This window comes from Sulfurimonas sp. HSL-1716 (assembly GCF_039645975.1).
Lineage (GTDB): Bacteria > Campylobacterota > Campylobacteria > Campylobacterales > Sulfurimonadaceae > Hydrocurvibacter > Hydrocurvibacter sulfurireducens.
Genome location: NZ_CP147918.1, coordinates 570709 through 596611, shown reverse-complemented (window position 1 = coordinate 596611; position 25903 = coordinate 570709). Strand labels below are relative to the sequence as shown.

At 42.4% G+C, this 25903-nt stretch carries 27 protein-coding genes; 7 read left to right on the top strand and 20 right to left on the bottom strand.

Annotated elements, in window-relative coordinates; translation table 11 throughout:
- Positions 1–3: 3 nt before the first annotated feature.
- Positions 4–1392: a HAMP domain-containing sensor histidine kinase gene (locus WCY03_RS03145; RefSeq protein WP_345993541.1), complete on the top strand. Its 1389-nt coding sequence runs from the start codon at positions 4–6 to the stop codon at positions 1390–1392.
- Positions 1393–1395: 3 nt separating this feature from the next.
- On the opposite strand, the gene WCY03_RS03140 is transcribed toward WCY03_RS03145, so the two are convergent.
- From WCY03_RS03140 to WCY03_RS03125, 4 genes are all read right to left on the bottom strand, one after another.
- Positions 1396–1818 (bottom strand): thioredoxin family protein, encoded by a 423-nt coding sequence (locus WCY03_RS03140; RefSeq protein WP_345993540.1) that lies wholly within the window; start codon positions 1816–1818, stop codon positions 1396–1398.
- Positions 1819–1827: 9 nt separating this feature from the next.
- Entirely contained in the window at positions 1828–2610 is a 783-nt protein-coding gene (locus tag WCY03_RS03135; protein ID WP_345993539.1) for a TonB family protein, read from the bottom strand.
- A gap of 133 nt (positions 2611–2743) precedes the next feature.
- Positions 2744–3919, bottom strand: coding sequence for an ammonium transporter (locus WCY03_RS03130; RefSeq protein WP_345993538.1), 1176 nt, complete (start codon positions 3917–3919; stop codon positions 2744–2746).
- A gap of 2 nt (positions 3920–3921) precedes the next feature.
- A complete protein-coding gene (locus WCY03_RS03125) occupies positions 3922–4260 on the bottom strand; it encodes a P-II family nitrogen regulator (RefSeq protein ID WP_345993537.1) in 339 nt (112 codons plus the stop codon).
- 164 nt (positions 4261–4424) lie between these two features.
- Between WCY03_RS03125 and WCY03_RS03120 the strand changes: the two genes are divergently transcribed.
- The 3 genes from WCY03_RS03120 to WCY03_RS03110 are packed head-to-tail and all read left to right on the top strand — an operon-like array spanning position 4425 to position 6286.
- Positions 4425–4928 carry a hypothetical protein gene (locus tag WCY03_RS03120; RefSeq protein WP_345993536.1) on the top strand — a complete coding sequence of 168 codons (504 nt, stop codon included), beginning with the start codon at positions 4425–4427 and terminating at the stop codon, positions 4926–4928.
- An 11-nt stretch (positions 4929–4939) separates the two neighbouring features.
- Positions 4940–5377 (top strand): hypothetical protein, encoded by a 438-nt coding sequence (locus tag WCY03_RS03115; protein WP_345993535.1) that lies wholly within the window; start codon positions 4940–4942, stop codon positions 5375–5377.
- A gap of 9 nt (positions 5378–5386) precedes the next feature.
- A complete protein-coding gene (locus WCY03_RS03110; RefSeq protein ID WP_345993534.1) occupies positions 5387–6286 on the top strand; it encodes a protoglobin domain-containing protein in 900 nt (299 codons plus the stop codon).
- On the opposite strand, the gene WCY03_RS03105 is transcribed toward WCY03_RS03110, so the two are convergent.
- Genes WCY03_RS03105 through greA form a run of 11 tightly spaced genes read right to left on the bottom strand, consistent with a single transcriptional unit; the run spans position 6283 to position 17142 of the window.
- Entirely contained in the window at positions 6283–7599 is a 1317-nt protein-coding gene (locus WCY03_RS03105; protein WP_345993533.1) for an aminopeptidase P N-terminal domain-containing protein, read from the bottom strand. The genes WCY03_RS03110 and WCY03_RS03105 overlap by 4 nt on opposite strands.
- A complete protein-coding gene (locus tag WCY03_RS03100) occupies positions 7596–8213 on the bottom strand; it encodes an ABC-type transport auxiliary lipoprotein family protein (protein ID WP_345993532.1) in 618 nt (205 codons plus the stop codon). Before WCY03_RS03100 ends, WCY03_RS03105 begins: the two co-directional genes overlap by 4 nt.
- A gap of 3 nt (positions 8214–8216) precedes the next feature.
- Positions 8217–9179 carry an MlaD family protein gene (locus WCY03_RS03095; RefSeq protein WP_345993531.1) on the bottom strand — a complete coding sequence of 321 codons (963 nt, stop codon included), beginning with the start codon at positions 9177–9179 and terminating at the stop codon, positions 8217–8219.
- The gene (locus tag WCY03_RS03090; RefSeq protein WP_345993530.1) at positions 9176–9913 is read right to left on the bottom strand and encodes an ATP-binding cassette domain-containing protein; all 738 of its coding nucleotides are present in this window, start codon (positions 9911–9913) and stop codon (positions 9176–9178) included. The genes WCY03_RS03095 and WCY03_RS03090 overlap by 4 nt, the downstream gene beginning before the upstream one ends.
- Positions 9914–11038, bottom strand: coding sequence for an MlaE family lipid ABC transporter permease subunit (locus WCY03_RS03085; protein ID WP_345993529.1), 1125 nt, complete (start codon positions 11036–11038; stop codon positions 9914–9916).
- Positions 11039–11048: 10 nt separating this feature from the next.
- Positions 11049–11546, bottom strand: coding sequence for a chemotaxis protein CheW (locus tag WCY03_RS03080; RefSeq protein ID WP_345993528.1), 498 nt, complete (start codon positions 11544–11546; stop codon positions 11049–11051).
- On the bottom strand, positions 11546–13966 hold the full coding sequence (locus WCY03_RS03075; RefSeq protein ID WP_345993527.1) for a chemotaxis protein CheW: 2421 nt from the start codon (positions 13964–13966) through the stop codon (positions 11546–11548). Before WCY03_RS03075 ends, WCY03_RS03080 begins: the two co-directional genes overlap by 1 nt.
- Before the next feature lie 11 nt (positions 13967–13977).
- A complete protein-coding gene (locus WCY03_RS03070; protein WP_345993526.1) occupies positions 13978–14919 on the bottom strand; it encodes a chemotaxis protein in 942 nt (313 codons plus the stop codon).
- Complete coding sequence (locus tag WCY03_RS03065) at positions 14909–15664, bottom strand: metallophosphoesterase (RefSeq protein WP_345993525.1); 756 nt, start codon at positions 15662–15664, stop codon at positions 14909–14911. Before WCY03_RS03065 ends, WCY03_RS03070 begins: the two co-directional genes overlap by 11 nt.
- Positions 15654–16658 (bottom strand): N-acetyl-gamma-glutamyl-phosphate reductase, encoded by a 1005-nt coding sequence (gene argC, locus WCY03_RS03060; RefSeq protein ID WP_345993524.1) that lies wholly within the window; start codon positions 16656–16658, stop codon positions 15654–15656. Before argC ends, WCY03_RS03065 begins: the two co-directional genes overlap by 11 nt.
- Complete coding sequence (gene greA / locus WCY03_RS03055; RefSeq protein ID WP_345993523.1) at positions 16645–17142, bottom strand: transcription elongation factor GreA; 498 nt, start codon at positions 17140–17142, stop codon at positions 16645–16647. Before greA ends, argC begins: the two co-directional genes overlap by 14 nt.
- Positions 17143–17402: 260 nt before the next feature.
- Between greA and WCY03_RS03050 the strand changes: the two genes are divergently transcribed.
- Both WCY03_RS03050 and WCY03_RS03045 read left to right on the top strand, forming a co-directional pair.
- On the top strand, positions 17403–19544 hold the full coding sequence (locus tag WCY03_RS03050; protein WP_345993522.1) for an EAL domain-containing protein: 2142 nt from the start codon (positions 17403–17405) through the stop codon (positions 19542–19544).
- Between the two features lie 85 nt (positions 19545–19629).
- Entirely contained in the window at positions 19630–20076 is a 447-nt protein-coding gene (locus WCY03_RS03045; RefSeq protein ID WP_345993521.1) for a hypothetical protein, read from the top strand.
- A gap of 5 nt (positions 20077–20081) precedes the next feature.
- Here WCY03_RS03045 and WCY03_RS03040 read toward each other — a convergent pair whose 3' ends face one another.
- From WCY03_RS03040 to surE, 3 genes are read right to left on the bottom strand one after another with little or no spacing between them, the layout of a single operon-like run.
- Entirely contained in the window at positions 20082–20342 is a 261-nt protein-coding gene (locus tag WCY03_RS03040; protein WP_345993520.1) for a thiamine biosynthesis protein ThiF, read from the bottom strand.
- Positions 20339–20980 carry a ThiF family adenylyltransferase gene (locus WCY03_RS03035; protein ID WP_345993519.1) on the bottom strand — a complete coding sequence of 214 codons (642 nt, stop codon included), beginning with the start codon at positions 20978–20980 and terminating at the stop codon, positions 20339–20341. The genes WCY03_RS03040 and WCY03_RS03035 overlap by 4 nt, the downstream gene beginning before the upstream one ends.
- The gene (surE, locus tag WCY03_RS03030) at positions 20977–21750 is read right to left on the bottom strand and encodes a 5'/3'-nucleotidase SurE (protein WP_345993518.1); all 774 of its coding nucleotides are present in this window, start codon (positions 21748–21750) and stop codon (positions 20977–20979) included. Before surE ends, WCY03_RS03035 begins: the two co-directional genes overlap by 4 nt.
- Positions 21751–21827: 77 nt before the next feature.
- Here surE and WCY03_RS03025 point away from each other — a divergent pair, with 77 nt between their 5' ends.
- Entirely contained in the window at positions 21828–22916 is a 1089-nt protein-coding gene (locus tag WCY03_RS03025) for a methyl-accepting chemotaxis protein (protein WP_345993517.1), read from the top strand.
- A gap of 1 nt (position 22917) precedes the next feature.
- Here WCY03_RS03025 and WCY03_RS03020 read toward each other — a convergent pair whose 3' ends face one another.
- Together WCY03_RS03020 and WCY03_RS03015 are read right to left on the bottom strand one after the other, a co-directional pair.
- Entirely contained in the window at positions 22918–24111 is a 1194-nt protein-coding gene (locus tag WCY03_RS03020; protein ID WP_345993516.1) for an MFS transporter, read from the bottom strand.
- A gap of 2 nt (positions 24112–24113) precedes the next feature.
- Positions 24114–25793, bottom strand: a complete 1680-nt coding sequence (locus WCY03_RS03015) for a DNA polymerase III subunit gamma/tau (RefSeq protein ID WP_345993515.1) — start codon at positions 25791–25793, stop codon at positions 24114–24116.
- Positions 25794–25903 lie beyond the last annotated feature (110 nt).

Genomic DNA, 25903 nt, shown 5'->3' with positions numbered 1-25903 from the left:
TATATGGATTTTAACAACTTTTTAACGAGCGGTCTCTCTTTTGACAAGAACGAAAGAAAGATACAAAACCGCTACAGCATGGTAAACATATCGTTCATCCTTTCTTCCTTGGCGATCATGTATGCCGCCGTGCACAACTATCTGGTAAAAGAGCTCACTCTGCTTTATATAGAGATCGGTATCGTCTCTTTTAACATCATGCTCTTTAGTCTGCTGCGGATAAAAAGAGAATATTTCGAGTATATAACCACGATCTTATGTTTTGAATACCTCATATTTTTCAATTTTCTTATACTCTTTAACCCTCCATCCGAACTTAGGCACATCTGGATATTCACCTACCCCGTCGTGCTTTTGTATTTTAAGGATAAAAACGGCGTCTACTGGCTGTCTGCTTTTATAGCGGTCATGTTCATACTCAAAATTCAATCATTTGTCGCGACATATTATACTTTGTACCAGATCTCATATCTTGCGCTCGGTCTGATCGTCATATCTATAATTTTGCAGCTTTATAGAAAAAAGATAGACGAGGATGAAGCGACCATACAAAAACAGAACAAAGAGTTGGAAAACTTCTCCTTAAAACTGCAAAACGAAGTGAACCAAAAGACAAAAGAGCTTTTAGAGATAAACCAAAATCTCGAAAAACAGGTCGAACAAAAGGTCAATGAGCTTTTGAAAAAAGACACTATTCTCGTCGCACAGTCGCGACAGGCGGCGATGGGCGAAATGATAAGCATGATCGCTCACCAATGGAGACAGCCTCTTTCAAACATTACGCTTCAGATATCCAATCTTCAGATCAGCTCCATCTTAAACGAGGTCACGACAAAAGAGATACTGGACAAACTTGAAAACATCTCAAACACCATAATCTACCTCTCGGAGACCATCGACGATTTTCAGACATATTTTCAGCCGAACAAGGAAAAAGAGACCATCGATATCTGTAAGATCGTAAAAAGAGCGGTAACATTTACGCTTCCAAGAGCTTTGGCAAAAGATATCTCCATCGATTTCTACTGCCAGAACAACATAACCGTACAGACGCATACGAACGAGCTTGTTCAGGTACTCATAAACATCATTAACAACGCCATAGATGCAACGATGCTGAAAAATCCCGCCGATCCCGTAGTCAATATAAACATAGATCAGTGCGACGGGGACGAATCCGTGTACATCTACATAAAAGACAACGCCGGCGGGGTCAGCGAAGATCTCAAAGAAAAGATCTTCGAACCATATTTCAGTACAAAAGGCAAGAACGGTACGGGAATAGGATTATATATGAGCAAGATGATCGTCGAGAACCATCTTGGAGGAGCTATAGACGTAAGTAATATAGGCGGAGGCGCACGCTTCAGATTGAAATTGCCTATAAACTAAAAGCTATTTTTTCAAAGCGTTATAATCATCCTCCGCCGTTTGGATATCGTCTAAAAACTCATTGGGCTCTCTAAATCCCGCAGTCTCAAAAACACTGCTTTTGGTTTTTGGATCTACAAAATAAACCACGGGTACGATAGGCGTCCTATAGTAATCGGGCATCTTGTCGTTTCTGTCAAGGAGCACCCTGACGAAATTATTGATCTTGTCCTTTACAAAGCTGTCGGACAAAGTTTCTCGCTCCAGTTTTTTACACCATGAGCAGCCATTTTTGACAAGTACGAGCATCATGAGCTTATGCTCTTTTTGCGCTTTTGCTATTCCTTTGTCAAACGAGTTCACATAACCCAGCTCTTTTGCCGCTTTTGATGCGTCGTTTGCATACAACGACAATGCGATAGATATAAACATCAATACTCTTTTCATTTGATCCCTCTAATTCAATCTATAATTTATGGGAACTTCCAAAACCATCTCTTCGCTGGGTGCAGGAAGTTTTCCCTGTAGATTTTCAATGGTCTTTACGGCCGAAGAGTCAAGTATATCATGTGAATGCTTGATGATCGTTACGTCTTTTATCTCGCTGTTTTTTAAAAGCGTAAATTTAACTACAACGTCCCCCTCTATCCCTCTTTTTCTTGCTCTTGTAGGATAGTAGAGGTTGTCTTTGAGCATTTGAACTATCTTTTGCAGGTTCTCGTTGATATATCTTTTTTGAAGTGTTCTTTTTCGCTCTTGGAGTTTTTGTTCTTCCTGTTTTGCCGTATCCTCTTTTTCGACCGGGACCTTTTCCTGAGGTGCTTCCTCTTCGACGGACGTGCTCGCTGCCGGAGGCGGTGTTTTTTCTACAACCTCTTTAGTTTCCACGATCTTTTTCACCTCTTTTTCTATCGGTTTTTCAGGTGTTTTTTTCACAAGAACCTTTTTTGGTTCCTTTTTGGCGACTTTTTTTACAGTTTTTTTCTCGATTTTCTTTTTTATCTTTTTTTCTATTTTTTTCTTTGGCGGTTCTTTAGGTTTTGGAGGAGTTTGTTTGATCTTTTCTTCCGCTTTTGGCATACATCCGCACTCACAATTCATGACACAGCGGGAAAGATCGACGGCGACACGTCTTTTCTCTCTTTGCGAAGAAGCATAGTTGTACATAAGCACAGCAAAAACAAGCACAAGAATGTGAAAAATAAGAGATATGGAAAAAGAACTGCTGTGTCGTATCATAGATACGATTTTATCAAAGGTTGTGTTACAGAAGCATTAAGTCTCATCAAAAAATATGCAAAATAGCGCGAAAAAGAGAGTTTATTCCGCACACTTTTAAAAAGTGTACGAAACGGCTTGCATTGAAAAAAGATCAGATGGCGCGCTTGAACTCAGGATATGCTTCGACACCGCATTCCACGACGTCTATACCTTGGACCTGCATATCGTCTTCGGCTCTGAATGCGATCACTTTATTGATGATGTATATCACGACATATGAGACCGTAAATGTGAAAGCAGCTACTACCACTACACCTTTGAGCTGGTCGATAAACGAAATCTTTTTGACGAAGATCCCCACTGCAAGCGTCCCCCAGATACCGTTGACCAAGTGAACCGAAAGAGCACCGACGGGATCGTCTAGTTTAAGCTTATCAAAGAACGGTACTGCAAAGACCACAAGTATCCCGCCGATGATGCCGACGATCAAAGGCGTGTGTATGTCGTACAGGTTCGCTCCCGCCGTGATGGCGACAAGTCCGCCGAGGGCACCGTTTAATATCATCGTGATATCGAAAAGTTTGTATCTTATGTACATGATCAGACCCGCCACAATGGCACCTGCCAGACCTGCCGTGTTTGTGTTTAAGATGGTAAGAGCCACACTGTCTGCCGCTTCTTTAGTAGAGATAGTACCTACCGAACCTCCGTTAAATCCAAACCAGCCTATCCATAAAAGAAGAGCTCCCAAAACGACCAAAGGGATGTTTGAAGCCGGAATGACTTTTATCATCCCGTTTTTGTATCTGTCCTTACGGGAACCGATGACCAGGATCGCCGCTAAAAGCGCCCATCCGCCGGTAGAGTGGATGACGGTAGAACCTGCAAGGTCGAACATATGAAGTTCTAACATCGTGCCCTTTAAAAGGTTTGCTCCCCAGGTAACGTTAACGACAAGCGGATAGATGATCCCGCCCATGATGACGGCAAAGATCGCCAGAGGTATCATCCTGACACGCTCGCTCACACCGCCGCTCATGATGTTGATGGTCTTACCCACGAACGCCATCTGGAACAGGAATGCCGCCCACATGCTGTACTCCACCTTTTCCCAGGTCCCAAAAGCCAGCTGATACCCTAAAAGTAAAAAAGCCGTCGATGCGACCGCATAAATCATGACGTTGGTAGTCAAAACGGCCGTTACGTTCTTTGTACGCACCAATCCTGCTTCAAGCATGGCAAAACCCGGCACCATAAAGATGATGAGCACCATGGTAAAAAGCATGAAAAACGTATCTATAATATATTTAAAATCTAATTCAGCCATCCTTATATAGCCTCATTGTCTGTTTCGCCGGTACGAATACGGATCACTTTGTCGATATCCGTTACAAATATCTTTCCATCACCGATCTTTCCTGTACGAGCCGATTCGATGATTGTATTTATTACCGTATCCACCTGCTCGTCGGCGATTATCATCTCCATTTTTACTTTCGGTATAAAATCCACTACATACTCTGCACCGCGATAAAGTTCGCTATGCCCTTTTTGACGCCCATAACCTTTTACCTCGCTTACGGTCATACCTGTCACTCCGATATCCGCCAAAGCATCTTTCACATCTTCAAGTTTAAAAGGTTTTATTATAGCCTCAACTTTTTTCATTACAGCCTCCAAGTTTTAATACAGCTATTCTATCAGTTATAAAATTACAATTTTATTATTGTCTAAAAATTTAGTACAAAATATGCATATTAAAATCTCTCTTTTTCATATCTTCTCTTTTTAGCTTGAAATTTTAAAGCCTATGTTATGCAATGCGATGTAAAATGCGCAAAAACGTATTGGAAATAATCTTTATGAACGAATCGACAAGAGAACTTTTTACTTCAAGATCCGCAGAGGAGATACTAACAGCACTTGATACCACTTTAAAAAGCAGAAACGAAAGCCCTTTTTGGATGGACAAGGTTGTGCCTTTTAGCAAGGCGATCCTCTCCGTGCTCATCCCTCTAAGAGAACAAGACCTCCTTTTTAATCCCGAAGGAAGATATCAAGATTCCCTCTCTGCAGAACTTTTTTTGGAATGGATGGATTTTGTGAGCCTGAAGATGCTGGCTTTTACGCTGCAGGCATCAAACGATGCTTCAAAACTTTTAAGAACATCCCTAGACGATGCCAAATGCCTCACATACGAACCCATAGATCTTGAAACTTTGGCGGCATACCTGACGCGATATAATGTGAACCTCGAGAACGAAGCGCTTGATTTTCCCATAGCCAACTATAATGTGCATCAAGGTGTGAAAAACGTCATAAAATCACTGCTGTAAAAGGGACGAACATGCAAGAGAACAAAGCCATTAAAACTCAAAGCTATCTCAATACAAACGAAATCGCAGCTCATCTGGACAATGTCGAGTATATCATCATGGCCGCTCCCGCACCTGAACATTTTTCAGATACTCCCATTCATGTAAGCATCTTTTTAAACACTTCGGAAAATTTCAGCGAAGATATAAAAGAGCTGATATTGGACAAATTCTGCACCGATTACGATATAACGAAATCTGCAGAGGTGATGAGCCAGGTCATGCCCGTCGGATTCGCCCTTACCTCGCATGAAACTCCGATGCCGATGCTTTTGATAAAGCCTCAGGACCGGATGAGCATACCGAGCGTACCTATGCACGTCATAGACTTTTTGGCGGACTCCACCTACTTTGAAGAAGTAAAAACGAAAAGTCTTACCGGATGGAGCTATATCTACGAATCAAAATAAGGAGTCGTCATGCAGCAATACAGTACTTTAAAGACACACTATAAGTTCACCGAAGAGGAAGCACACATACTGCATGAGTTGCAGCCGAGAATGGAAAAGCTTTCCGAAGAGTTCATAGACGGGTTTTACGACTATATCTGGGGTTTTGGAAAAACGGCCCAGTTCCTAAAAAACAAAGATATCATAGCTCATCACCGTCAAAAGATAAAAGAGTGGTTTATCAATCTGTTTTGCGGCAACTACGACATGTCTTATTTTATGCACCTCTACAAAATAGGCGAAGTTCACGTAAAAATAGGATTGCCGACACATTACGTGAACTCCGCGTTCACTTTTGTCAGAACTTTCATCCTGCAAAACATTGAAGGCAATTTTTACAATAAAGAGCAGCACATAAAAGAGATCAAAGCCGTCGAAAAGATAATAGATATGAACCTCGACGTGCTTACAAGCTCCTACAGAGAAGAGGAATTGAGCAAGTTTCTGTCGCTATCGAAATTTGAAAAAACCGTTTTGCTGGGTCTCAAAAAGTTCAATTCCTATGTCAACTTTTTTCTTGCCGGAGCCTTGGCGCTTGTCGCTTTCTTTGCCATCGGTCTGTTTGTCTATGATATCTATCTGCTCTTCTTCTCGGATGTAGGCATAGAAAAAGGGATCTTAACGGTTCTGGGCAGTCTGCTCGTCTTATGGGCGGCTATCGAGCTCATTCATGAAGAGATAACCCATCTGCAGGGCAAAGGTTTTGCCATAGGTGCGTTCATCATGCTGGCTATGGCAGCACTCATCAGAAAAATCTTGATCTATTCGCTCTCATCGGAAAAATCAAAAGAGCTTTTGATCATCGGTGCGGTGATCATCAGCCTTGCCATTGCCTATTGGCTGGTAGGTTCTAAGAATAAAAACAGTTAAAGGCTTTGCAAAAACAGAGATTCTATCTCCTGCACGGTTTTTGCGATATCAAAAGAGAGGTTTTCACATCCCTCTTTTGTCACTAGAATATCATCCTCTATCCTTATCGCGATTCCTCTGTATCTTTTAGGTACTTCTTTATCGTCTTGTTGCAGATACAATCCCGGTTCGACCGTCAAAACCATCCCTTCTTCCAACGTTATCTCTTCGCCTTTTTCATCTTTATACGGACACTGGTCATGAACATCTATACCCATCCAATGTCCTATGCCGTGAGGAAAGTACTTTTTGTCCCTGTTCTCTTTTACAAGCGTCTTTACATCGCCTTTTAAGATACCGAGTTTTATGAGCGCTTCGCATAAAGATTTTCTTGCCGTCTCTTGAAGTTCACTCTTTTTTATGCCGGGTCTTATAGCATCTATCACTAAAAGCTGCGTCTTTAGTACCGCTTCATAGACCTCTTTTTGCGATTTGGTGAACTTGCCGCTTACCGGAATGGTACGGGTGATGTCGCTGGCATACATCTCATATTCGCATCCCGCGTCTATGAGGATGAGTTCACCTCTTTTTAATACTTCGGAATTTTGTACGTAATGAAGGGTATTGCCTCTGTTGCCGCCCGCAACTATGGTCGTATAAGCGTCACTGTACGCCCCGTTCTTTTTGAACTCGTATTCGAACATCGCCTGAAGCTCATACTCGCGGATCCCTGCTTTTTTCATCTTCATCGCCCTGTGATGCGCCTCTTTTGTGATGCTCAAGGCTTTTTTTATAAGCTCTATCTCTTGGGATGTTTTTTTAAGGCGCATCGCCTGAGAAATATCTCTTGCATGCAAGAACTCTTTTGGGGTATATTTTGCGCTTCTGCTTTTTGAAAGTTCTTTTACAAGCTCTTTGACCTGCAATACTCTTTTATCTTCGCTGAAGATATCCAGATAGACTCTTTTTTTATTTAAGAGCGACTTTTTCAGCTTTGCTTCAAATCTCTTTGATGTATATACCTTGTCTACCGAAAATCGCTTCTTTGCTTCCGTCTCACCCAAACGTTTTCCCGTCCAAAGTTCAAGCGTCTCGTCTTTTTTCTGGACAAAGAGTATCTCTTTTGTCGTTTTTTTTCCTTTTATCAGAAGCAAGACGGAATTATCCTCTTTAAAACCGGTAAGATAATAAAAGTCGCTGTCTTGCCTGTAAGGGTATTCAGTATCGTTTGAACGTACTTTCTGCGGTGCGCTGAAAAACAGAGCGGCACTCTCTTTTTTCATCCGTCTTAAAAAAGACTCTCTTCTGCTTTTGTATATTTCCTCTTTTATCATTTTATATCTTCTTTACATCTGTCGTTCAGCCAAAGAGTGTCTTGTTCGATGACATCGCCTAAAGCCCTGCTGATAGCTTTTACCCCTCCTATGGCATCAAGGGAGGCAGAAGGCAGTTTTTTCTCGATCGTCGTGGAGTAAAGAAGCTTGGAAGTTTTATAGTTTATAAGTGAAAAATGTATCTTCACTTCAACCGTCGAACTCTTCATGTCTTCACTGAAACGCTGAATAAAGTTTTCGACACTGTATTCAAGCACATAATCGGGCTGTACGCTTGAGCGGTTTGAAACAATGTCTTTAAATATCTTCGACTCGCGCAGCTCTTTTATGATAGAGTGTTTTATACTTTTAAAAGGGGCTTCCTGCCAATTTGATTTGGTATAAGTTGAGAGCTCGTAATCACCCACGCCGTAATAGATGGAACGGCTCTTGATATGAGTATAGCTCTCTACGTTCTTCACCCGCAGAACATACCCTTTACATCCCGTAGAATCATAGCGGCCTATCTTGTTACCGACATCGATCTTATACTCGTTACTTGCACTGACCACCGTCTGAAACGAACAGCCCGATATGAATATCAAAACCAAACCGTAAAAAAATATTCTCATCATACTCTACTCTCCCGGACCTTTTTTGATCTCTTGTTTTTTAAATAAAAAATCATTCGGACTGTTCTCATATTTTTTCAAAATATTATCGAGTTCTGTCATAACGTTTTGAAGGCTCTCCAAAGAACCGTCCAGATTCTCAAGCGTATTTTTCGATATCTCTTTTATGTTGAACTCTCCGCTTGAGATCGCACGATTGAACTCTGCCATGGATGCCTGGATAACTTTGTAACTGCTTGCAACAGATGCCATCGATCCCGATACGCTGTCCGTAAATGCACTGCCTTTGTCCGCCATACGCTCCACCTTAGGAATAATGACCGTGTCCATTTTATACGTTATATTATCCAGACTTTCAAACGTTCTGTGGAGATGTTTTATGCTTTTTTCATCAAGCAGAAGATTCATTTTTCTTGCGAATTCCTGAGATTCATCAAGCGTGGCAGCTATGTTCTTTTGGTTTTGATCGTTTAAAAGCCTGCTTGTACCATCCAGCATACCTGAAAGTTTTTCCGTGACATTTCCAACCGAACTTTCAAACCGTTTAAAAAGCGAAGGTTTCGATCTGATAACAGGATATCTCTCACCTTCCTCTCTTACCAGATTGGGTGATCGTTCGTCGCCTAAAGAGAGATCGATAAATACCAGTCCCGTGATCCCCTGAGCGTTCAACGTAGCCGTGGTCGATTCCTTTATGGGCGTGTTGGATGTGATGGAGACCAGAACTTCGATCTCCTTCGTGTTTTTATGGCTGATGCGTATATCTCTTACTTTTCCTACGTTTACGCCTCTGTATTTTACGGGCGAGTTCAGGTTCAATCCCGAAACGGATTCATTAAAATATATAAGATACTCTTTTTGGCTGTGCCCGTCCGCCGGCCGCATAAGCCAGTACACGGTAAAGACCATCGACAATATGATCGCCAAAACGACTGAACCCACAAATGTAAAATTTACTTTATTGTTCATATATCCGCCTTAAAAAATGTTTGAATAAACGGTAAATCCATCGAGACGACGTCTTCGAGTCGTCCTTCGGCAACAATGATTTTGTTGTCTATGACGGCGACTCTATCAAGTGTATCATAAATTGATTTTAAATCATGTGAAACCATAACGATAGTAAGCCCCAGCATATCCCGGAGCTTGAGTATCAGTTTATCAAACTCTCTGGCGGATATGGGATCCAGTCCGGATGTCGGTTCATCCAGAAACAGGAGTTTCGGATCAAGCGACAATGCACGGGCCAAAGACGCTTTTTTGCGCATACCGCCGCTTATCTGTGAAGGATAGAGATATGCATCGCTTTGTTTGAGTCCGACTATATCTATCTTGTATGCCACTATCTCCGATATCAGTTTTTTATCCAGCTTCGTGTACTCCTGCAGAGGCAGCGCTATATTTTCATAGAGGTTCAGTGATGAAAAAAGTGCTCCGCCTTGAAAAAGGACACCCCAGCTTTTACGAAGATTCTGGGCGTCATCGTATGAGATGTCCGAGATGTCGTACCCCAAAACCTCTATCATGCCTTTTTGAAACTCCTGAAGCATCACCATCTCCCGCAGGAGCGTACTTTTTCCGCACCCGCTGGGACCGAGTATCCCGTATATATCGCCTTCGTATACATGCAGGTTAAGTCCTTCATGAACGATGTTGTCTCCGAATCTTGTTTGTAAATCCCTGACCTTTATTATTTTTTTCATCTATATCCCCAGGTTCGTATAGATGATCGAAAAGACGGCATCACAAACGATGACCGCAAAGATCGATTCCACGACACTTTTTGTCGTATTAAGTCCTATGCTTTGCGTATCGTCTTTGACCATCATACCTCTAAACACACCTATGGAAGCTATCAAAAATGCAAAGAAAGGCCCTTTGGATATTCCTACGTAAAAATGTTTTACGGCAATGACTTCGTTGAATCTGTCTAAAAACAGCGATGTCGATATGCCAAGATCCAGTTTTGCAACGAGCATCCCTCCCACTATTCCCATGACATCGGATAAAAATATGAGCATAGGCAGCATTATCATAAGAGCGATGATACGGGGCAGAACCAAAAAAATGATGGGATCAAACCCCATGGTACGCATGGCATCAAGCTCTTCTGTTATCTTCATCGCACCGATCTGCGCAGTAAAGGCAGAACCGCTTCTGCCGGCTATGACGATAGCAGTAATAAGAGGAGCTATCTCTCTGAGTATGGATAGCCCCAGCATATCTATTATAAAGATATTGGCGCCGTATATCTTTAGCTGAAAAGCCGATTGATATGCGATAACGATACCCACCAAAAAACTTGTGAGCGCGACGATCGAAAAGGCTCTTATGGCATTTTCGTTTATCTCGAAGAATATCTCTTTATATCTCAGCGAGGATATATGTCTTAAAACATAAAAAAATCCGTATACGATCCGACCGAAAAAGTTCAAAAACTCGGCAAATTTTTCATAACGCAGATAAAAGTCTTCACCCAGCTTTTCTACAAACGATCTGCTTTTATGTTCGGGGATCTTCAACTCTTTGTCGATATTTTTTATATCCCCAAGCGTTCTTAATATCTTTTTATCTTTGCATGTCACAGAAACTCGGATATTCTTTTTTGACAGAGCCGCCGTCAAACCGTTTATATATATCGCTCCCGCCGTATCAAGAAAGAGTACGTTTTCAAGGTTGATATCCAGTTCCGAAATATTTGATAGCCGGTTTGTTATGTATCGTTGTAGTTCCGGTGTAGTAGATAAGGAGATTTCGCCGGTGAGGATCACCTCCAGCCGGCTGTTGTTCAGATCAGATGCGTACGATAATCTTTGTTCGGACGACATACAGCAATTTTTAAAAATCTCTCTCGAGAAGTTTATTTACTTTAAGTATGGTTATGATCCTGTCGGATTGTTTTCCCACACCGTCGATCATGCTTTCATCCTCTTGCATAGTATCGGGTGCGGGACCGATATCGGACTTTCTGATACGAAGTGCTTCGGTCAGTCTGTCTATGACAAACCCCGCAACTTCGTTACCGTCTTTCATCACGATAAAACGCGTTTCATCGCTGTGTTTTTTTGACTGCAGTCCGAATTTCAATCTAAGGTCGATCAAAGGGATGACCGAGCCGCGGAGATTGAAAACACCAAGCACATAGTTTGGCGTCTGAGGGACTCTTGTCCAAGAGATAGGCTTGATGATCTCTTGAATGTTTAATATCGGCACACTGTACTCTTCATCGCCGATGATAAATCCGACCAGCTGGACGGCATCTTCTAATTGGCTTACTGTACCTCTTAACTGCTGATCACTCTGCTTACTGATAATATTTTTTAGTTTATCACTCATTATGCTAACTCCGCTTTAAACTTGATGTTTCTCTGGACGACACTAGCGAGATAATCCGATGAATACGGCTTGGTTATATACTCTACCATTCCGGATTCGACGCCGCGCATACGGTCGGATTTGCTAGAACGGGATGTGACCGCGATCAACGGCAGATTTTTGTATTTATTGTATTTTTTGATCTCGTTTGCCAATGTGTATCCGTCCATTCTCGGCATCTCGATATCTATGAGCATCGCATCAAAACTGTGTTCACCCTGTTTTAAAATATTCAATGCTTCCTGCCCGTCTGCAGCTTCGATGAGAGTTATGCCCATAGGCTCCAAGGCTTTTCTCATGATCATTCTGTCCGTTTTGGAATCATCGACTATCATAACGGCATAATCGCTCGGCTTTGTCTTCTCTTTCGAGACGCTTGATGCGCCCGATTCTACCATAGGTTTCGCTTTTACCCCTTTAGCCATCTGCATAAGCGCCGCAACGTCAACGATAAGAGTAACGCCTCCGTCACCGCGGATAGTAGCTCCCGCAATCCCTTCCATACCTTTGAGGTACTCTCCCAGAGATTTGATAACAATCTCTTCTTGTCCGACAAGAGAATCGACAATGAGTCCCAGTTTGCTCTCAGCCAGACCGAGAACGACGACATAAGCATGTTCGCCGGCATCTATGATACGTTCGACTTCGAAGATATCGCCGATATGAACAAGAGAGAGAACTTCGTCACGAAGCCGCATGACAGAGCGGTTGTCTACGGTATATATCTCGTCTTTAGAGATACGGACGGTCTCTAAGACCGATGCGAGCGGAATAGCGTAGTACTCCTCTTGTACACCGACAAGCAGAGCCTGAATAATCGCAAGGGTCAAAGGAATCTTCAGTTTGATGGAAGTTCCATGACCGACCTCGCTGTCGATATCGATTATTCCGTTTAGTTTTTCTATATTCGTTTTAACGACGTCCATACCCACACCGCGTCCTGAAACGCTTGTTACCGAAGCAGCTGTCGAAAAGCCCGGTTTGAAGATAAGAGCAAAAGCCTCTTTATCGCTCATTGAATCCGCTTCTTTTTCGGTAATGATCCCTTTATCCAAAGATTTGCTTTTCAGCATCTCCGGATCCAATCCTTTTCCGTCGTCATCGATCTGAACGACAATGTGGTTTCCTTCGTTATAGGCTTTTAAGATGATCTTGCCCGTTTCAGGTTTGCTCAGTACTAAACGGTCTTCAGCCGATTCTATACCATGATCGCAGGAGTTACGGATAATATGTACCAGCGGATCTCCTATCTCTTCGACTATGGATTTGTCAAGCTCGGTCTCTTCACCGAATATCTCCAGGTCGATCTTTTTGTTCAGCTCACGAGAAAGATCGCGGATCATACGAGGGAACTTATTGAAAACTTTTCCTATCGGAAGCATTCTTGTTTTCATAACGGCGATTTGCAGATCGGTCGTTACGAGAGAAACGATGGAAACTACCTGGTTGAGTTCTTCAAGAAACTCTTCTCCCTCGTAACGCTCTTCGACATCGACGTTTATCTTGATCAGGCGGTTTTTTGCAAGAACAAGCTCTCCGATAAGATTCATAAGGTGATCGAGTCTTTTTACGTCAACACGAATAGTCTGCTCGACCATAGCAGGAGATGATTTCGTAGGAGCTGCCGCTTTTATCTCTTCTTGTGCCTCTTCCTGTTTTTTAGGAGCCGTCGAAGCTTTTGGAACGATAGCGCTCGCAGCGGCCTTCGGTGCACTTTCTTTCTTCTCTTCAGGTTCTTTGGCAGGTTCTTCTTTGTTCTCCGGCATTTGAGGAACATCTTCGCCCGCCTCTAGTTTCGCTTTTCTTTTTGCTTTGTCTTCCTCTTGTCTTTGGGCTAAAAGTCTCGCTATTTCAGCTTCCACTTCATCTTCGCTCATATCGTCGTAGTTGGGTTCTTCCTCCGGCTCTTCTTGAACTTCCGGTTCTTCTTGAACCTCTTCGACGACCGCTTGTTCCTCTTTGACCTGTCCGGATGCTATATCTACGGAAGCTTCGACGCCGCTTGATTTTTCATCAAGTTTTGCTACACAGGCAGATACGTCTATACCGTCATCGGCACCCGTATCGCGTATAGTAGTCAAAAGTTCTTTCATCAGATCGATCGATTCAAGTACGACGTCCATGATATCGGGAGTGATGATGAGATCCCCGTGTCTGGCTTTATTTAAGATATCTTCCATATGGTGGGTCAGATGGGTAAGTACGTCAAAGTTCAAAAACGATGAAGCGCCCTTGACCGTATGTGCGACACGGAATATGCGGTTTAAAAGATCCAGATCTTGAGGATTCGTCTCTAGCTCGACTAAATCTTGGTCTAACTGCTCTATAAGCTCAAAAGATTCAACTAGAAAATCCTGTAATATTTCTTGAAATTCATCCATAAACTACTCTCCTACTTCATATGCGCACGGACTACGCGCGCAACTTCACCGTAAAATAAATTAGCGTCAAACTTAACCAAATAAGCTTCAGCACCAGCATCTTTTCCACGTATCTCGCTAAAATGGTCGCTTATAGACGAGTTAAACACTATAGGGATATTTTTGAACCTGCCGTCCTCTTTAACGTTTGCAGCAAAATGAAAACCGTCCATCAAAGGCATCTCGACATCTGAAATGATCAGCTTAAGATGTTTGGCAATATTATCCTCATACATGGCATACAGTTCGTCCAGCCGCTCCAGACCGTCCTGTCCGTCACTGGCTTCTATAACATCGAATCCCATCTTTTCAACTGCTTCTTTTACTATTTTTCTTGCCGTCGAACTGTCGTCAAGCAGCAAAACAAGTCCGCTGAAACTGTCGATCTCTTTTGGAATGTCTCCTACATTAGGTTTGTAAAGCCCCAGATCCTGTACGACCGTTTCCAAATCAAGTATCAAAAGAACGGCATCGTCTTCTATGCGCGTTACACCCGTTATCTTACTTCCGTCGATACCATCAGAGTTCGATATAAACGCCGCAGGTTCGATATCTTTCCAGTTGATACGGCGGATACGTCTTGCTTCATGCACGATAAAACCTATAAGGATGTTATTGAACTCTGCGATGATCACACGTGCATTTTTTTCAGCGTCTTCGGGTACGGTGACACCCATCCATCTTGCCAGATTGACAACGGGTATAACCACTCCCCTGAGATCGAATATTCCTTCGATAAATTCAGGCACACCGGGAAGTTCCGTTAAAACGGGAACTCTGATGATCTCTCTTACTTTTGCGACATTGACACCGTAGATCCCTTCATAAACTTCGCCGTCTTCTTGTTTGAAGATACGAAAGTCTACGAGCTCCATCTCATTGCTGCCGACTTTTAACGATGAATCATTTTTCATTACCTAACCCCTTAGAAGTTTGCGCTTCTAATAATAGTTCTTGTTGAGACGATTGTACTATAAAATATCTTTGATTACAAGCAAAAGCAGGCAAATTGATATAGACGAAATCATCGATCTCAAAGCTTCTGTTTTGATGAAAATGACCCTCGATAAAGTAGTCGCATCTGCCTGTAAATCTTTTACCGATACGTGCCGTAATATACTCCTGAAAAGCTTCAAAATCATTACAATCCTCTTTTTTTTGCAGGTATCGGTCAAGATTTTTAAGTATAAAATGATTTCCTAGAATATCTATATATTTTAAGAGATAAAGAACAAAAGGGCTTCTGATCAGTGACGTGTATATTTTGTACAAAATCCCTTCACCAAGATCGCCATGGGCAAGAAGAACTGTTTTATTCTCATATCTGCAAGAGACGGGCTGGGATTTTAGAGGGTATATCTTGATGTTTTCAAAGATCCCCTTCAGGCAAAAATCATGATTTCCTTCCAGATAGACGATTTCGATCTTTTTTGAGATTCCGTTTAAAAGGCCGATCATATCCCGATTTTCATGTACGGTGTAAGGGATGGGAGCAAAAAGTGCATCGAAGATATCCCCCATCAAGATAAGCTGAGACGGGTTCAACCTGCCTGAGAAAATATCTTCAAAAAGTGATTTGAGTTCGGGACGGTGATGCGAAGAGTAGTGAGCATCCGAAATGATGAATGCTCCCTTTTTGAGTTCAAAACTATGGGACATACGCTATATTCGGCAGAGATATATGCTCGTCATACCCCATCATAAGATTTGCATTTGCAACGGCTGCCGAAGATGCACCTTTTAACAGGTTGTCGATCGCAGAGGAAATAAACAGAGTATCGCCGTTTCTTTTGGCAAAAATATCGCAAAAATGCGTTCCCGCAACGCTTTTCATATCAACGGGATTTTCTCTCACGCGGACGAACTTTTCATCTTTGTAGTACTCTTTTAAAATCTCTATAGGATCGAAATCACCGCTTACCTGCATATACACAGACGATATCATTCCGCGTGTCGCAGGAACCAGATGAGGCACGAAACTTACATCCGAAAAATCGATGTTCAGTTTTTCCGCGATCTCGGGAGCATGGCGATGCTCTAAAGGGTTGTACGCAAAAAAATTGTCGTTTACGTTTACAAAGTGCGTGACGTCGCTTAGTTTTTTACCCGCTCCGCTCACGCCGCTTTTTGCATCGACGATGAAAGGAGTCGCAGCTTTTTTGTACTGCATAAACGGCAGTGCACCGAGTATCACGCTTGTCGGATAACATCCCGGATTTGCTATGAGTTTTGCTTTTTTTATCTCCTGGCGGAACAACTCGGGAAGACCGTAGACGGCATGCGTCAGGTTCTCTTGGTCCGTATGTTGGCAGTAATGCTTTTCATAGGTCCCTTTCTCAAGTCTGTAATCAGCCGAAAGATCCACGACCTTGAGACCTTTTTGCAGCAACGGTTTGACATACGCCATCGCCGCTTTGTGGGGAAGCGCCAAAAATACGAGTTCACAGATCTTTGCAACCTCATCGATATCCGCTTTTTGGACATCGCATTCAAAGACGCCTTCTAACGAAGGATGAAGCTCTTTTAAGCTCATATTTCCTTCGCTGTTGGCGACATAGGCGATATTAAAATAGGGATGATTTATAAGCATCTTTAAAAGCTCTAGACCCGTATATCCGCTGGCTCCTATGATCGCTACATTAGTGACATTCAAATACTATCTCCTGATATTTTATCTCTTCGATCTCGAACTCTTTAACACCGCTTGGAAGTTTCACCTTCACGTCGTCTCCCTCTTCGCGTCCGAGAAGCTGTTTTGCCAAAGGAGAGTTAAACGAGATAAGACCGATATCGGGATTGCTCTCGCATCCGCCTACTATGGTATACGTCACCTCTTCACCGCTGTTCATATCGCTAAGAGTGACCGTAGAACCGAAACTGACTCTTGTATGTTCAAGCTCGCCGGGATCGACTATCTGGGCATTGGTAACCAGTTCGGCCAGTTCGATGAGTCTTGTATCTATGAGTCTTTGTTTCTCTTTGGCAGCATGGTATTCTGCGTTCTCCTTTAGATCACCATGCTCCAAAGCCTCTTCTATATCTTTTACTGTCTGCGGGCGTTCAACCAGTTTCAGCTGATTGATCTCGGCTTGAAGTTTTTGGTATCCGAATTTTGTCATGGGTTCTTGTATCTGCATAGTTTCTCTTTTGGCAACATTAGAATTTATTGATACGATTATATCAAAAAATCAAAATAAAGTTTTGATATAATCACATAAAAATTTTTTATTTTCGAGAAAGACCTTAATAATTGCATATAAAAAGATTAGTAAAAGAAGCTTATACAAACTTAAAAATATCATTGATCGGAGTTGCAGCCAGTGCAATTATTTTTAATCTGATTTTTTATAAAATCGTTAATATCAAATATTTAATTTTCTGGGACATCGCCCTGATCTTGGTATCTCTTTGGCGTTTTATCTCTTTAAAAAGATTTGAAAAAGAGAAAGAGCATTTCAGCACCGAAAAATGGAGACGGATATTTTTGGCGGGAGTCATTCTCTCCGCGCTTACCTGGGCCGTGACTCCGTGCATGTTCTTTATAAGCGGTGATTTTACATACCAGACTATAACGGCTATTTTTATCGCCGGTCTGAGTTCGGGAGCTATGAGCAGCCTGCTCCCTCTGCTGCGAGAACTTCGAATATTTTTAACTATCATACTCGTTCCGCTTATCCTGCAGTTCATTTTGCAAGGAACATCTATCCATTACGAGCTGGCCGCGATCATTTCGCTTTACCTGCTTTTATTGTTATATATCTCAAAAATATTCAATAAAAACTATGTCGATTCCATAAAATCGCAGCTTTTGTACCAGATCAAACTAGATGAGCTCTCAAGATCCGAACAGAAATTCGAGACGATCTTTAAAGGCGTGCCTATCGGCATCTTCTTCTATGACAATAACTTTATTATCAAAGAGGTAAACCAGGAGTTTGTCTATTTTCTTGAAGCACCGCGAAATTTTCTCACCGGACTAGATCTCAATACAATCAAAGATAAAAGGATACTTCCGACACTGCAGGCTGCCCTTGAGGGTATACAGGGATTTTACGAAGGTGAATACAAAACCCTGTTTGCAAAAAAAGAGATCTGGATCAATATGACGACTTCTCCTTTAAGAGATATATCCGGAGAGATCATCGGCGCAATCGGGATCGTCTCGGACATAACGCAAAGAGTACTTGCACAACAGCATATAGAACATCAGGCGAACTACGATACTCTCACCGACATACCAAACAGGATGAACCTCCTAAAAGATATAAACAAAGAGATATTGAGATTTAAAAGACACGGCCGGATATTTGGGATCATCTTCTTGGATCTCGACCACTTTAAAAACATAAACGATTCTTTAGGACACAACATAGGAGACGAACTTCTTAAACAAACCGCAAAAAGACTTCTCGATGCCGTAAGGGCCGAAGATGTCGTCGCCCGCATAGGCGGTGACGAATTCGTCATTCTGGCACCCGATCTCTCAAACAATGAGAAGATAGCTGCGACGCATCTTGAATATATTGCCCTAAAAATCCATGAATCTTTAAACATGGTATTTGAAGTAGAAGGGTACAACCTAAATATCTCTTCAAGCATAGGCATCACGCTCATAAGCCATGATACGCAAGACGCGGACGACTTGTTGAAACATGCCGATATCGCGATGTACCAATCGAAAAAAGAGGGCAGAAATACGACCAGATTCTATCAGAGCGAAATGGATAACTGGGTCAAAAGACGCTTGGAGATCGAAAACGAACTCCGTCAAGCGGCGCAAAACGGCGAGTTTGAGATACATTATCAGCCGATAGTCGAGTTCGCCACCTCCGAAATCGCCGGTGCGGAAGCCCTTCTAAGATGGAAAAGCCCTAAACTCGGAGAGATCTTTCCCGATGAGTTCATCCCAATCGCCGAAGAGAGCGGACTTATCTTTGGTATCGGCGAATGGGTGCTTAAAAATGCCGTAGAACAGTTTACACAGTGGCAAAAACGGTTTCCCAATATAACGACATTCAGAAAAATAGCCGTGAACGTAAGCAGTTATCAGTTTAACAACAAAGATTTCTTAGAGCAGATAGAAAAGATCATAAAAAGCAGTGATATAAAAGCGAACAATCTTGAGCTGGAACTGACGGAATCCATTATCGTAAAAGACATAGATTCCGTCCGCGATAAGATGCTGCACTTAAGAGAGCTTGGGGTAAACCTCTCGATCGATGATTTTGGAACGGGCTACTCCTCTCTTTCATATCTTAAAAAGCTGCCATTTACCACACTCAAGATCGACAAATCCTTTACGCATGACATTCAAGACGATGTCGACGACAAAGAGCTTATAAGCACGATAATAACGATCGCCAAAAACTTCAACCTCGAAGTCGTTATCGAGGGGATCGAAACATACGAACAATACTTTTTTGCAAATGAAAAAAGATCGAAATATCTACAAGGGTATTACTGTTCCAGACCTATAGACAAAGAAAGCTTTTCACTAATGCTGGCTTCAAGCAACGGGATCTGCGACAAACTTTTTTAAAGAGCGGGATATTTAATACTGTTAAATTTTGAAAATTAAGATTAAATCTGATACAGTTAATAAAATCCAATCAAAAGAAGTCCGCATGAAAAAGTTTCTTTTTTTTCTGATATTTACGGCGAGTTTTTTATATGCAGGAATGCACAACAAACCTCTGGATATGAGCGTATTTGACAAGATGTCTTCAAAGGAAATCGCTTACGAAGTAGCCACTCAGATGGCAAAAAGTGCACCCATACAGATAGACAGGGTAACAAAGATGACAAGAGCGTTCGCGATCGAAAACCATATCGTTGTAGAGAAGATGGTGAGCGTAAACGACCCGATGTTTAAAGGTCAATGGAAAAAGAACGAAAAGACGTTCAACAAACTGATGTTTAAATACGACTGCCAGATCGCCTGCAACAATCCCTATACGAACTATATCATAACGAAAAAAGACGTCATCATAGAACAGCATTACGTGGATCTCTCTTCAAGACCGTTGTTCGACTATACGATAGAGAAAGAGGATTGTCTAAAAATCCGCTGATCCTTTTAGATCAGGCTCATTTTAGAAAGGTCATATGTCATATTTTTCTCTTCGCAAGTAAAAAAGAGAAGACACCCTTTTTTTGAAAGTTCCTTTGGATTTTGCATATCCTCTAAAAGAGTGAAAACTTTTTTTGTAGTCGGATCATAAACCTTTAGCGAATCTTTGTCCGTAAAAAAGATCCGTCCGCCGCCGCATCCGTCCCCTGCAACTCCTTCACATGCACTTATAGGATCGAACTGTTCTATCTCTTTAAAAGTCATCACTTCTTCCCCGTGAGTCTCATGACAGCCTGCGAACACATTGTCAATCCGAATGTTCCCGTAACTCCCATAAAACTGCCCTTCTCTTTTATGAGTGAGGGTTCGCTTGAAAAGATCACCGTATAGTTTTTGGAGAATTTTCTTTTTTTAAGCTCATAGCGGATCTTCGCACCGAACCTGTCTCCGTGAGTTTTCCAGATGGTAGAAACCTCAACTTTTGTAGGATCGAGTCTTTTTGCCGATCCCACTGCCGAGATAAGCTTTTTGTATGTTTTTTGGGCGAGATAGAGCTTTGCATGGATATCGTCAATGGCATCAAGCACCAGGTCGTACTTATCAAAATCTACAGCGTCTATCCACTCTTTGTCCACTTTTACATGTATGGCGGTAACGCTGGGATAGTGTTTTTTGAGCGCTTCTACTTTCGATTCTCCCAGATGCAGTTCAGACCACATCTGACGGTTTTGATTCGTTTCGTCATAACTGTCGAAGTCTACTATGGTGATGTCGGTTACACCGGTACGTACGAGGCAGTCAAGACATACGCTCCCCACTCCGCCGACACCAAGAAGAAGGATTTTTGCATCTTGGAGTTTCTTAAAATCTTCTCCAAAAAGCATCTCGCTTCTGGCATATCTCAAAGCCACTCCTCGAGCTTGTTCATGGAGTGATAGGCACTCAGGTCCAGATGAACGGGCGTGAGTGAAATATAGCCCTGTTCTATGGCATCATAATCGCATAGCCCTGCATACTTTTCTCTTGGCTTGAAAGCAAGAGGATGCAGCCCCAGCCAGTAGAACTCCTCTCCCCTTGGGTTGCGGTGAAGATGTGCGTCGTTTGCATAAAATCTGTACCCGGCATAGGTCACCATCATCTTTGCTTCCGTGACGCCCATAGGAATGTTCACGTTTAAAAACTCTCTGTGAGGGAGAGGAAACACGCCTCTGCTTATCTTCAGTACGAGTTCTCTGATAGTTTCACAAGCAAGCGTATAGTCGTTGTTCGAAACGGCAAAATCGACTACCTGAGAGATGGCGATGGCGGGAATGTCATGCAGTACGGCCTCCATGGCTCCCGCACAGGTACCCGAGTAGGTGATATCCTCTCCCATGTTCGAACCGCGGTTGATGCCGCTTATGACAAGATCGGGTTTCGTTCCTTCAAAAAGTGAGTTTAGCGCCAGATAGATACAGTCGCTGGGCGTACCGTCGTCAAGCTTATGAAAGTTGTCATCGACGTTCACAAACCTGAGCGGACGCGTCAGAGTGAGCGAATGTCCGCAGGCCGATTTCTCCGTCGCAGGTGCCACGACCGTGAGATCGGCTATATCTTTTAGCGCTTCGATCAAACAGCGCAAACCCTTTGCTTCATATCCGTCGTCATTGGTTATTAATATCTTCAATTTTTTCATAATGAAATTCTACTATATTTATCTGTTTTAGCTAAATATAGTTTGATTTTTGAAGAGTTTTATGCTTTAATACAAGTATGAAAATCATACTATTGGCTTTTTTTATATTTGTAAATCTTTTCGCAGAAAATCTTGAAACGAACTATGCAGAATTAAATGACAAAATAGACAAGATAGCACCCCGTCTTGGCATCGAAGATAAAATCTCCCTTTATTACCTTACTCTTGCAACACATGAGAGGCTGCTTGTCTCTTCATCAGACAAAGACGCATCTTTAAACAAGATAAGAAACGCTACTGTCACGCTTTTGGATTCGCTAAAAAACAAAACCGTACAAAAAGAAGAGATCGAATCGATAAAGAAGAGTTATCTACAGATGAAAAAAGATCTTCCCGCACCTGCTACAAAACAACAAAAGCAAGACATGACACCCAAACCTCAAATACGCACCGTATATGTCGATAAACCCGTTATCAAAAAGGTCGTCGAAAAATCGTCTGCATCATACGTCTTTATATTTATCTCTGCTCTTCTCGCGCTGATCGCAGGAATTTTTGCGGGTTATATGCTGTTTGGAAAAACAAAAGAGACAATCATCGAAAAAATCACAGATACGAACGACGATTTTAAAGACGAAACGATAATGTCTCTGCAAAATGAGATCTCAAAGATCGAAAAAGATATGCATGAACTGCAAGAGGAGAATAACGGATTAAAAGAGCAAAACAGCTCGCTGCATGATACGCAAGAGCAGATCGTCAATGAAAAAAAAGAGCTTGAAGATTCCTATCTCATCACGATAGATGAACTCAAAGAAAAACTCTCAAATCTTGAAAACGAAACGGCATTGCAAATCGAAGATCTAAAAAGTAAACTGGAAAGCTGCGAGGTACACAGCAGCGAAGAGCAGACGGATATAACGCAGCTGCAATCTCAAAGCAAAGAGATATACAAAGTCTTAGAAACCATTAACGACATAGCGGATCAGACAAATCTGCTCGCTCTAAACGCCGCCATAGAGGCAGCCCGTGCGGGTGAACATGGACGCGGTTTTGCCGTTGTCGCGGACGAAGTACGCAAACTTGCCGAACGCACCCAGCAGTCTCTCACCGAAGCCAAAACAGAGATATCCCTTATAGTCGATGCTATAGGCAACCTGAAATAAACTACTTTAACCTCAGCGAGAGAAGAAATCCCGCACTTAACGTAAGAAGAGTGAACCCGTAAAGCGGATGATATCCCAAACGCTCTACCAGTAAAGCGCCTAAAACGGGGAAAAAAAGCCCTAAAGAAGTCAGATTCGACTGCAGCGCAATATAAACGGGACGTTTATGTTCGGGAGCAATGATAAGAATCATGTTTGAAAAAGCGAGGCGAAGACCGTCCATCGCAGCACCTATGAGAAAAAACACCAGAAAAAAAACTTCCTCTTTCGTACTTACAAGCATAAGGGCGATCGCGCTTATGTGCAAAACAAACCCGCTTCGTACTATATATCTGTTTTGAGAAAGATATCCCCAGAGGATATTGCTTATCATTCCGCCTGCCATCTGTGCCGTTATAAGTCCGCCGACGATAAAACCGCTGAGGTGTATCTGATCTTTTATGTCCAAAATAATAAAAGGCAGAGACAGAAGATAGGTATATGAAAACAGGTAAACAAGGATCTGGCATCTCAAGGCTTTGTCGGCCCGCAGAGTTTTAAAACTGTTTTTTAAAAAATGTCTGAACTTCTCCTCTTTTTGCGATACCTGTTCCTTTACCGGCTCCTCTATGGTCGCAAAAGCATAGATGCCAATAAGCATAAGCAGCGCACTGAACATATAAAGCACTCCGTACGAATACGGAGCTTCATACATCGACATTATCCAGCCAGCTATCCCGCCGCTTATGATCGAACCCAGCCCCATAAAGAACTGTCTGTTGGCTATCGCTTTGCCTCGGGTTTTATGGGTAAAGACTTTTGCGACTATCTCGTTAAAATAGACCGACCCAAATCCGGCTGCAAACGAAAATAGAAATAATCCCGTTCCTATACTGACAAGAGCGATATCGGGATGGTCTTTGCCGAAAAAGAAGATGACAAAACCTATGCTAAACCAGGCAAAGAACCTTGCGGCAAAAACGCGGTAAAGATAAGGCATCATCTTGGGATAGCTCTGTGCATAAAAAGCGGCAAACAGCTGTACTAAAATAGAACCGCCTTTGATAAGTGAAGTAAAAAAACCTATAAGCAGATGCGAACCGCCGAAAAAACTCACCATCAGAGGCAAAATGGTCGCAGGTTCGGCAATGGTCGTGGCAATGGAGATAAAAAAGCCATGTACGGCGTACTTGTTTTTCGCAGATCTGTTTTTCAAAGTTATATTTTTGACTGTACCGTTATCTTCGTAGCTTCAAACATCTCTGTGGCTTTTTGTATCATCGGCTCATCCAAAATGGAAGCTCCGTCAAACTCTTTTACCGACTCGTCGCCCTCCGAACAGTTCGTCACACAGCTTCCCGTTCCGACTTCGCTCTCTTCCACCATCGAAGAGGGTTGAGATTCTTCCTCTTCTTGGGATTCTGGCTGGTTTTGCACTATCTGTTCTTCTGATCTGGAGCATGGAAGGTTTTTCATAACCGTTTCAAATCCGAACACCTCGCGAACCAGCTGTTTTATAACACTAAAACCACGGCTAAGCGCTTTTTTGCACTCTTCATCAACACAGCTTTCCCATGTCAACACACCCTCTTCAAAAGAGATAAAACGGATATGTCGGACAAAACACTCTCCCAGTTCTATGTTTCTATCCATAATGTTTGCGACGAGTTTTTCATATTTTTTAAGCGATTCATCATCTGCTTTTTCTTCCGATGAAGTTTCCTCTTGCACCGCAGGTACCTCGGCAGGAGACTGTTTGAGAGGCTCTTCATCCTCATATTTATCGGCTATCTGAGCCGGAGCCGGAACTTTCACGACATCCAGATGCTTCACCTCTTTTTGCAGAGATTCTATCATCTGGTCTATCTCTTTGACTCTAAGGGCTTCGACCATCTTGAAAAAAAGAAGCGAGAGGACAAAACTTCCGTCGGCATTGATAGCGAACAGACTTTTCGAATCATTCAGTATCCTGAAAAATCTATCCAATATAAGCGTAGAAAAGAGCGGATCGTTTGCAAACATCCGCTCTTTTAAGTAGGAAACAAGCTCATCGACAACCATCTCGGCTTCATACTCTTCAAGTACTTTCGTAAACTCGACCAGTGAAGCATAATCTTTGGCAAATACCGCTTTAAATATCTCCGTTATAAAGTTAGGGTCTACTAACCCGAGCATATCGGTAACGGTCTTGACGTCCACGAAGTTCTTCGAATAGATAATAGCCTGATCGAGCAGAGTCAAAGTATCGCGAAGGCTTCCGTTTCCGCTGCGCGCAAGTATCTCCAGAGCCTGAGGTTCATACTCGATATTTTCAAGATGAAGTATATGTGAAAGATGGTGCACAACCTTCAAAGGTGCAATGCGCTTGAACCTAAAATGCTGAGTGCGCGAAAGTATGGTAGCGGGAAGTTTCAACGGATCGGTCGTCGCAAGTATGAACTTCACGTATTCCGGCGGCTCTTCAAGCGTTTTTAAAAGAGCATTGAATGCCGGAGGCGTCAGCATATGTACCTCATCGATGATAAATATCTTATATCCTGCAGATGCCGGTTTATATTTCGTCTGTTCGACCAGTTCGCGTATATCGTCGATCCCGCGGTTTGAAGCCGCATCCATCTCAATGATATCTATATGGCGGTTTTGTTCGGCCATCATGCAGTGTTCACAGCTGCCGCATGGATTTGATGTCGGCCCTCTGTCACAGATGAGAGCTTTGGCAAAGATACGCGCCGTGGACGTCTTGCCGCTTCCTCTAAGTCCCGAGAAAAGATAGGCATGGGAGAGCCGTTTTGAATCAAGTGCAAGCGAAAGCGTCTGAGAGATAGCTTCCTGGCCTATCAGTTCCTCAAAACTGTTGGGACGGTATTTTAATGCTAAGACTTCAGAATTTTCTTTCACGCGCGGCTCCGATATATTTTAAATAGATTCTAGCATTAAAAAAATTAAGAGTTACTATAAAAAATTGCAAAATATTGTATAATTTCCTACTCAGATATTCATAGCGCTTC

Bases quoted from the DNA above. Each gene is read 5' to 3' on its own strand.
- WCY03_RS03145 (WP_345993541.1), top strand. From the start codon at position 4: ATGGATTTTAACAACTTTTTAACGAGCGGTCTCTCTTTTGACAAGAAC.
- WCY03_RS03140 (WP_345993540.1), bottom strand. From the start codon at position 1,818: ATGAAAAGAGTATTGATGTTTATATCTATCGCATTGTCGTTGTATGCA.
- WCY03_RS03135 (WP_345993539.1), bottom strand. From the start codon at position 2,610: ATGATACGACACAGCAGTTCTTTTTCCATATCTCTTATTTTTCACATT.
- WCY03_RS03130 (WP_345993538.1), bottom strand. From the start codon at position 3,919: ATGGCTGAATTAGATTTTAAATATATTATAGATACGTTTTTCATGCTT.
- WCY03_RS03125 (WP_345993537.1), bottom strand. From the start codon at position 4,260: ATGAAAAAAGTTGAGGCTATAATAAAACCTTTTAAACTTGAAGATGTG.
- WCY03_RS03120 (WP_345993536.1), top strand. From the start codon at position 4,425: ATGCGCAAAAACGTATTGGAAATAATCTTTATGAACGAATCGACAAGA.
- WCY03_RS03115 (WP_345993535.1), top strand. From the start codon at position 4,940: ATGCAAGAGAACAAAGCCATTAAAACTCAAAGCTATCTCAATACAAAC.
- WCY03_RS03110 (WP_345993534.1), top strand. From the start codon at position 5,387: ATGCAGCAATACAGTACTTTAAAGACACACTATAAGTTCACCGAAGAG.
- WCY03_RS03105 (WP_345993533.1), bottom strand. From the start codon at position 7,599: ATGATAAAAGAGGAAATATACAAAAGCAGAAGAGAGTCTTTTTTAAGA.
- WCY03_RS03100 (WP_345993532.1), bottom strand. From the start codon at position 8,213: ATGATGAGAATATTTTTTTACGGTTTGGTTTTGATATTCATATCGGGC.
- WCY03_RS03095 (WP_345993531.1), bottom strand. From the start codon at position 9,179: ATGAACAATAAAGTAAATTTTACATTTGTGGGTTCAGTCGTTTTGGCG.
- WCY03_RS03090 (WP_345993530.1), bottom strand. From the start codon at position 9,913: ATGAAAAAAATAATAAAGGTCAGGGATTTACAAACAAGATTCGGAGAC.
- WCY03_RS03085 (WP_345993529.1), bottom strand. From the start codon at position 11,038: ATGTCGTCCGAACAAAGATTATCGTACGCATCTGATCTGAACAACAGC.
- WCY03_RS03080 (WP_345993528.1), bottom strand. From the start codon at position 11,546: ATGAGTGATAAACTAAAAAATATTATCAGTAAGCAGAGTGATCAGCAG.
- WCY03_RS03075 (WP_345993527.1), bottom strand. From the start codon at position 13,966: ATGGATGAATTTCAAGAAATATTACAGGATTTTCTAGTTGAATCTTTT.
- WCY03_RS03070 (WP_345993526.1), bottom strand. From the start codon at position 14,919: ATGAAAAATGATTCATCGTTAAAAGTCGGCAGCAATGAGATGGAGCTC.
- WCY03_RS03065 (WP_345993525.1), bottom strand. From the start codon at position 15,664: ATGTCCCATAGTTTTGAACTCAAAAAGGGAGCATTCATCATTTCGGAT.
- greA (WP_345993523.1), bottom strand. From the start codon at position 17,142: ATGCAGATACAAGAACCCATGACAAAATTCGGATACCAAAAACTTCAA.
- WCY03_RS03045 (WP_345993521.1), top strand. From the start codon at position 19,630: ATGAAAAAGTTTCTTTTTTTTCTGATATTTACGGCGAGTTTTTTATAT.
- surE (WP_345993518.1), bottom strand. From the start codon at position 21,750: ATGAAAAAATTGAAGATATTAATAACCAATGACGACGGATATGAAGCA.
- WCY03_RS03025 (WP_345993517.1), top strand. From the start codon at position 21,828: ATGAAAATCATACTATTGGCTTTTTTTATATTTGTAAATCTTTTCGCA.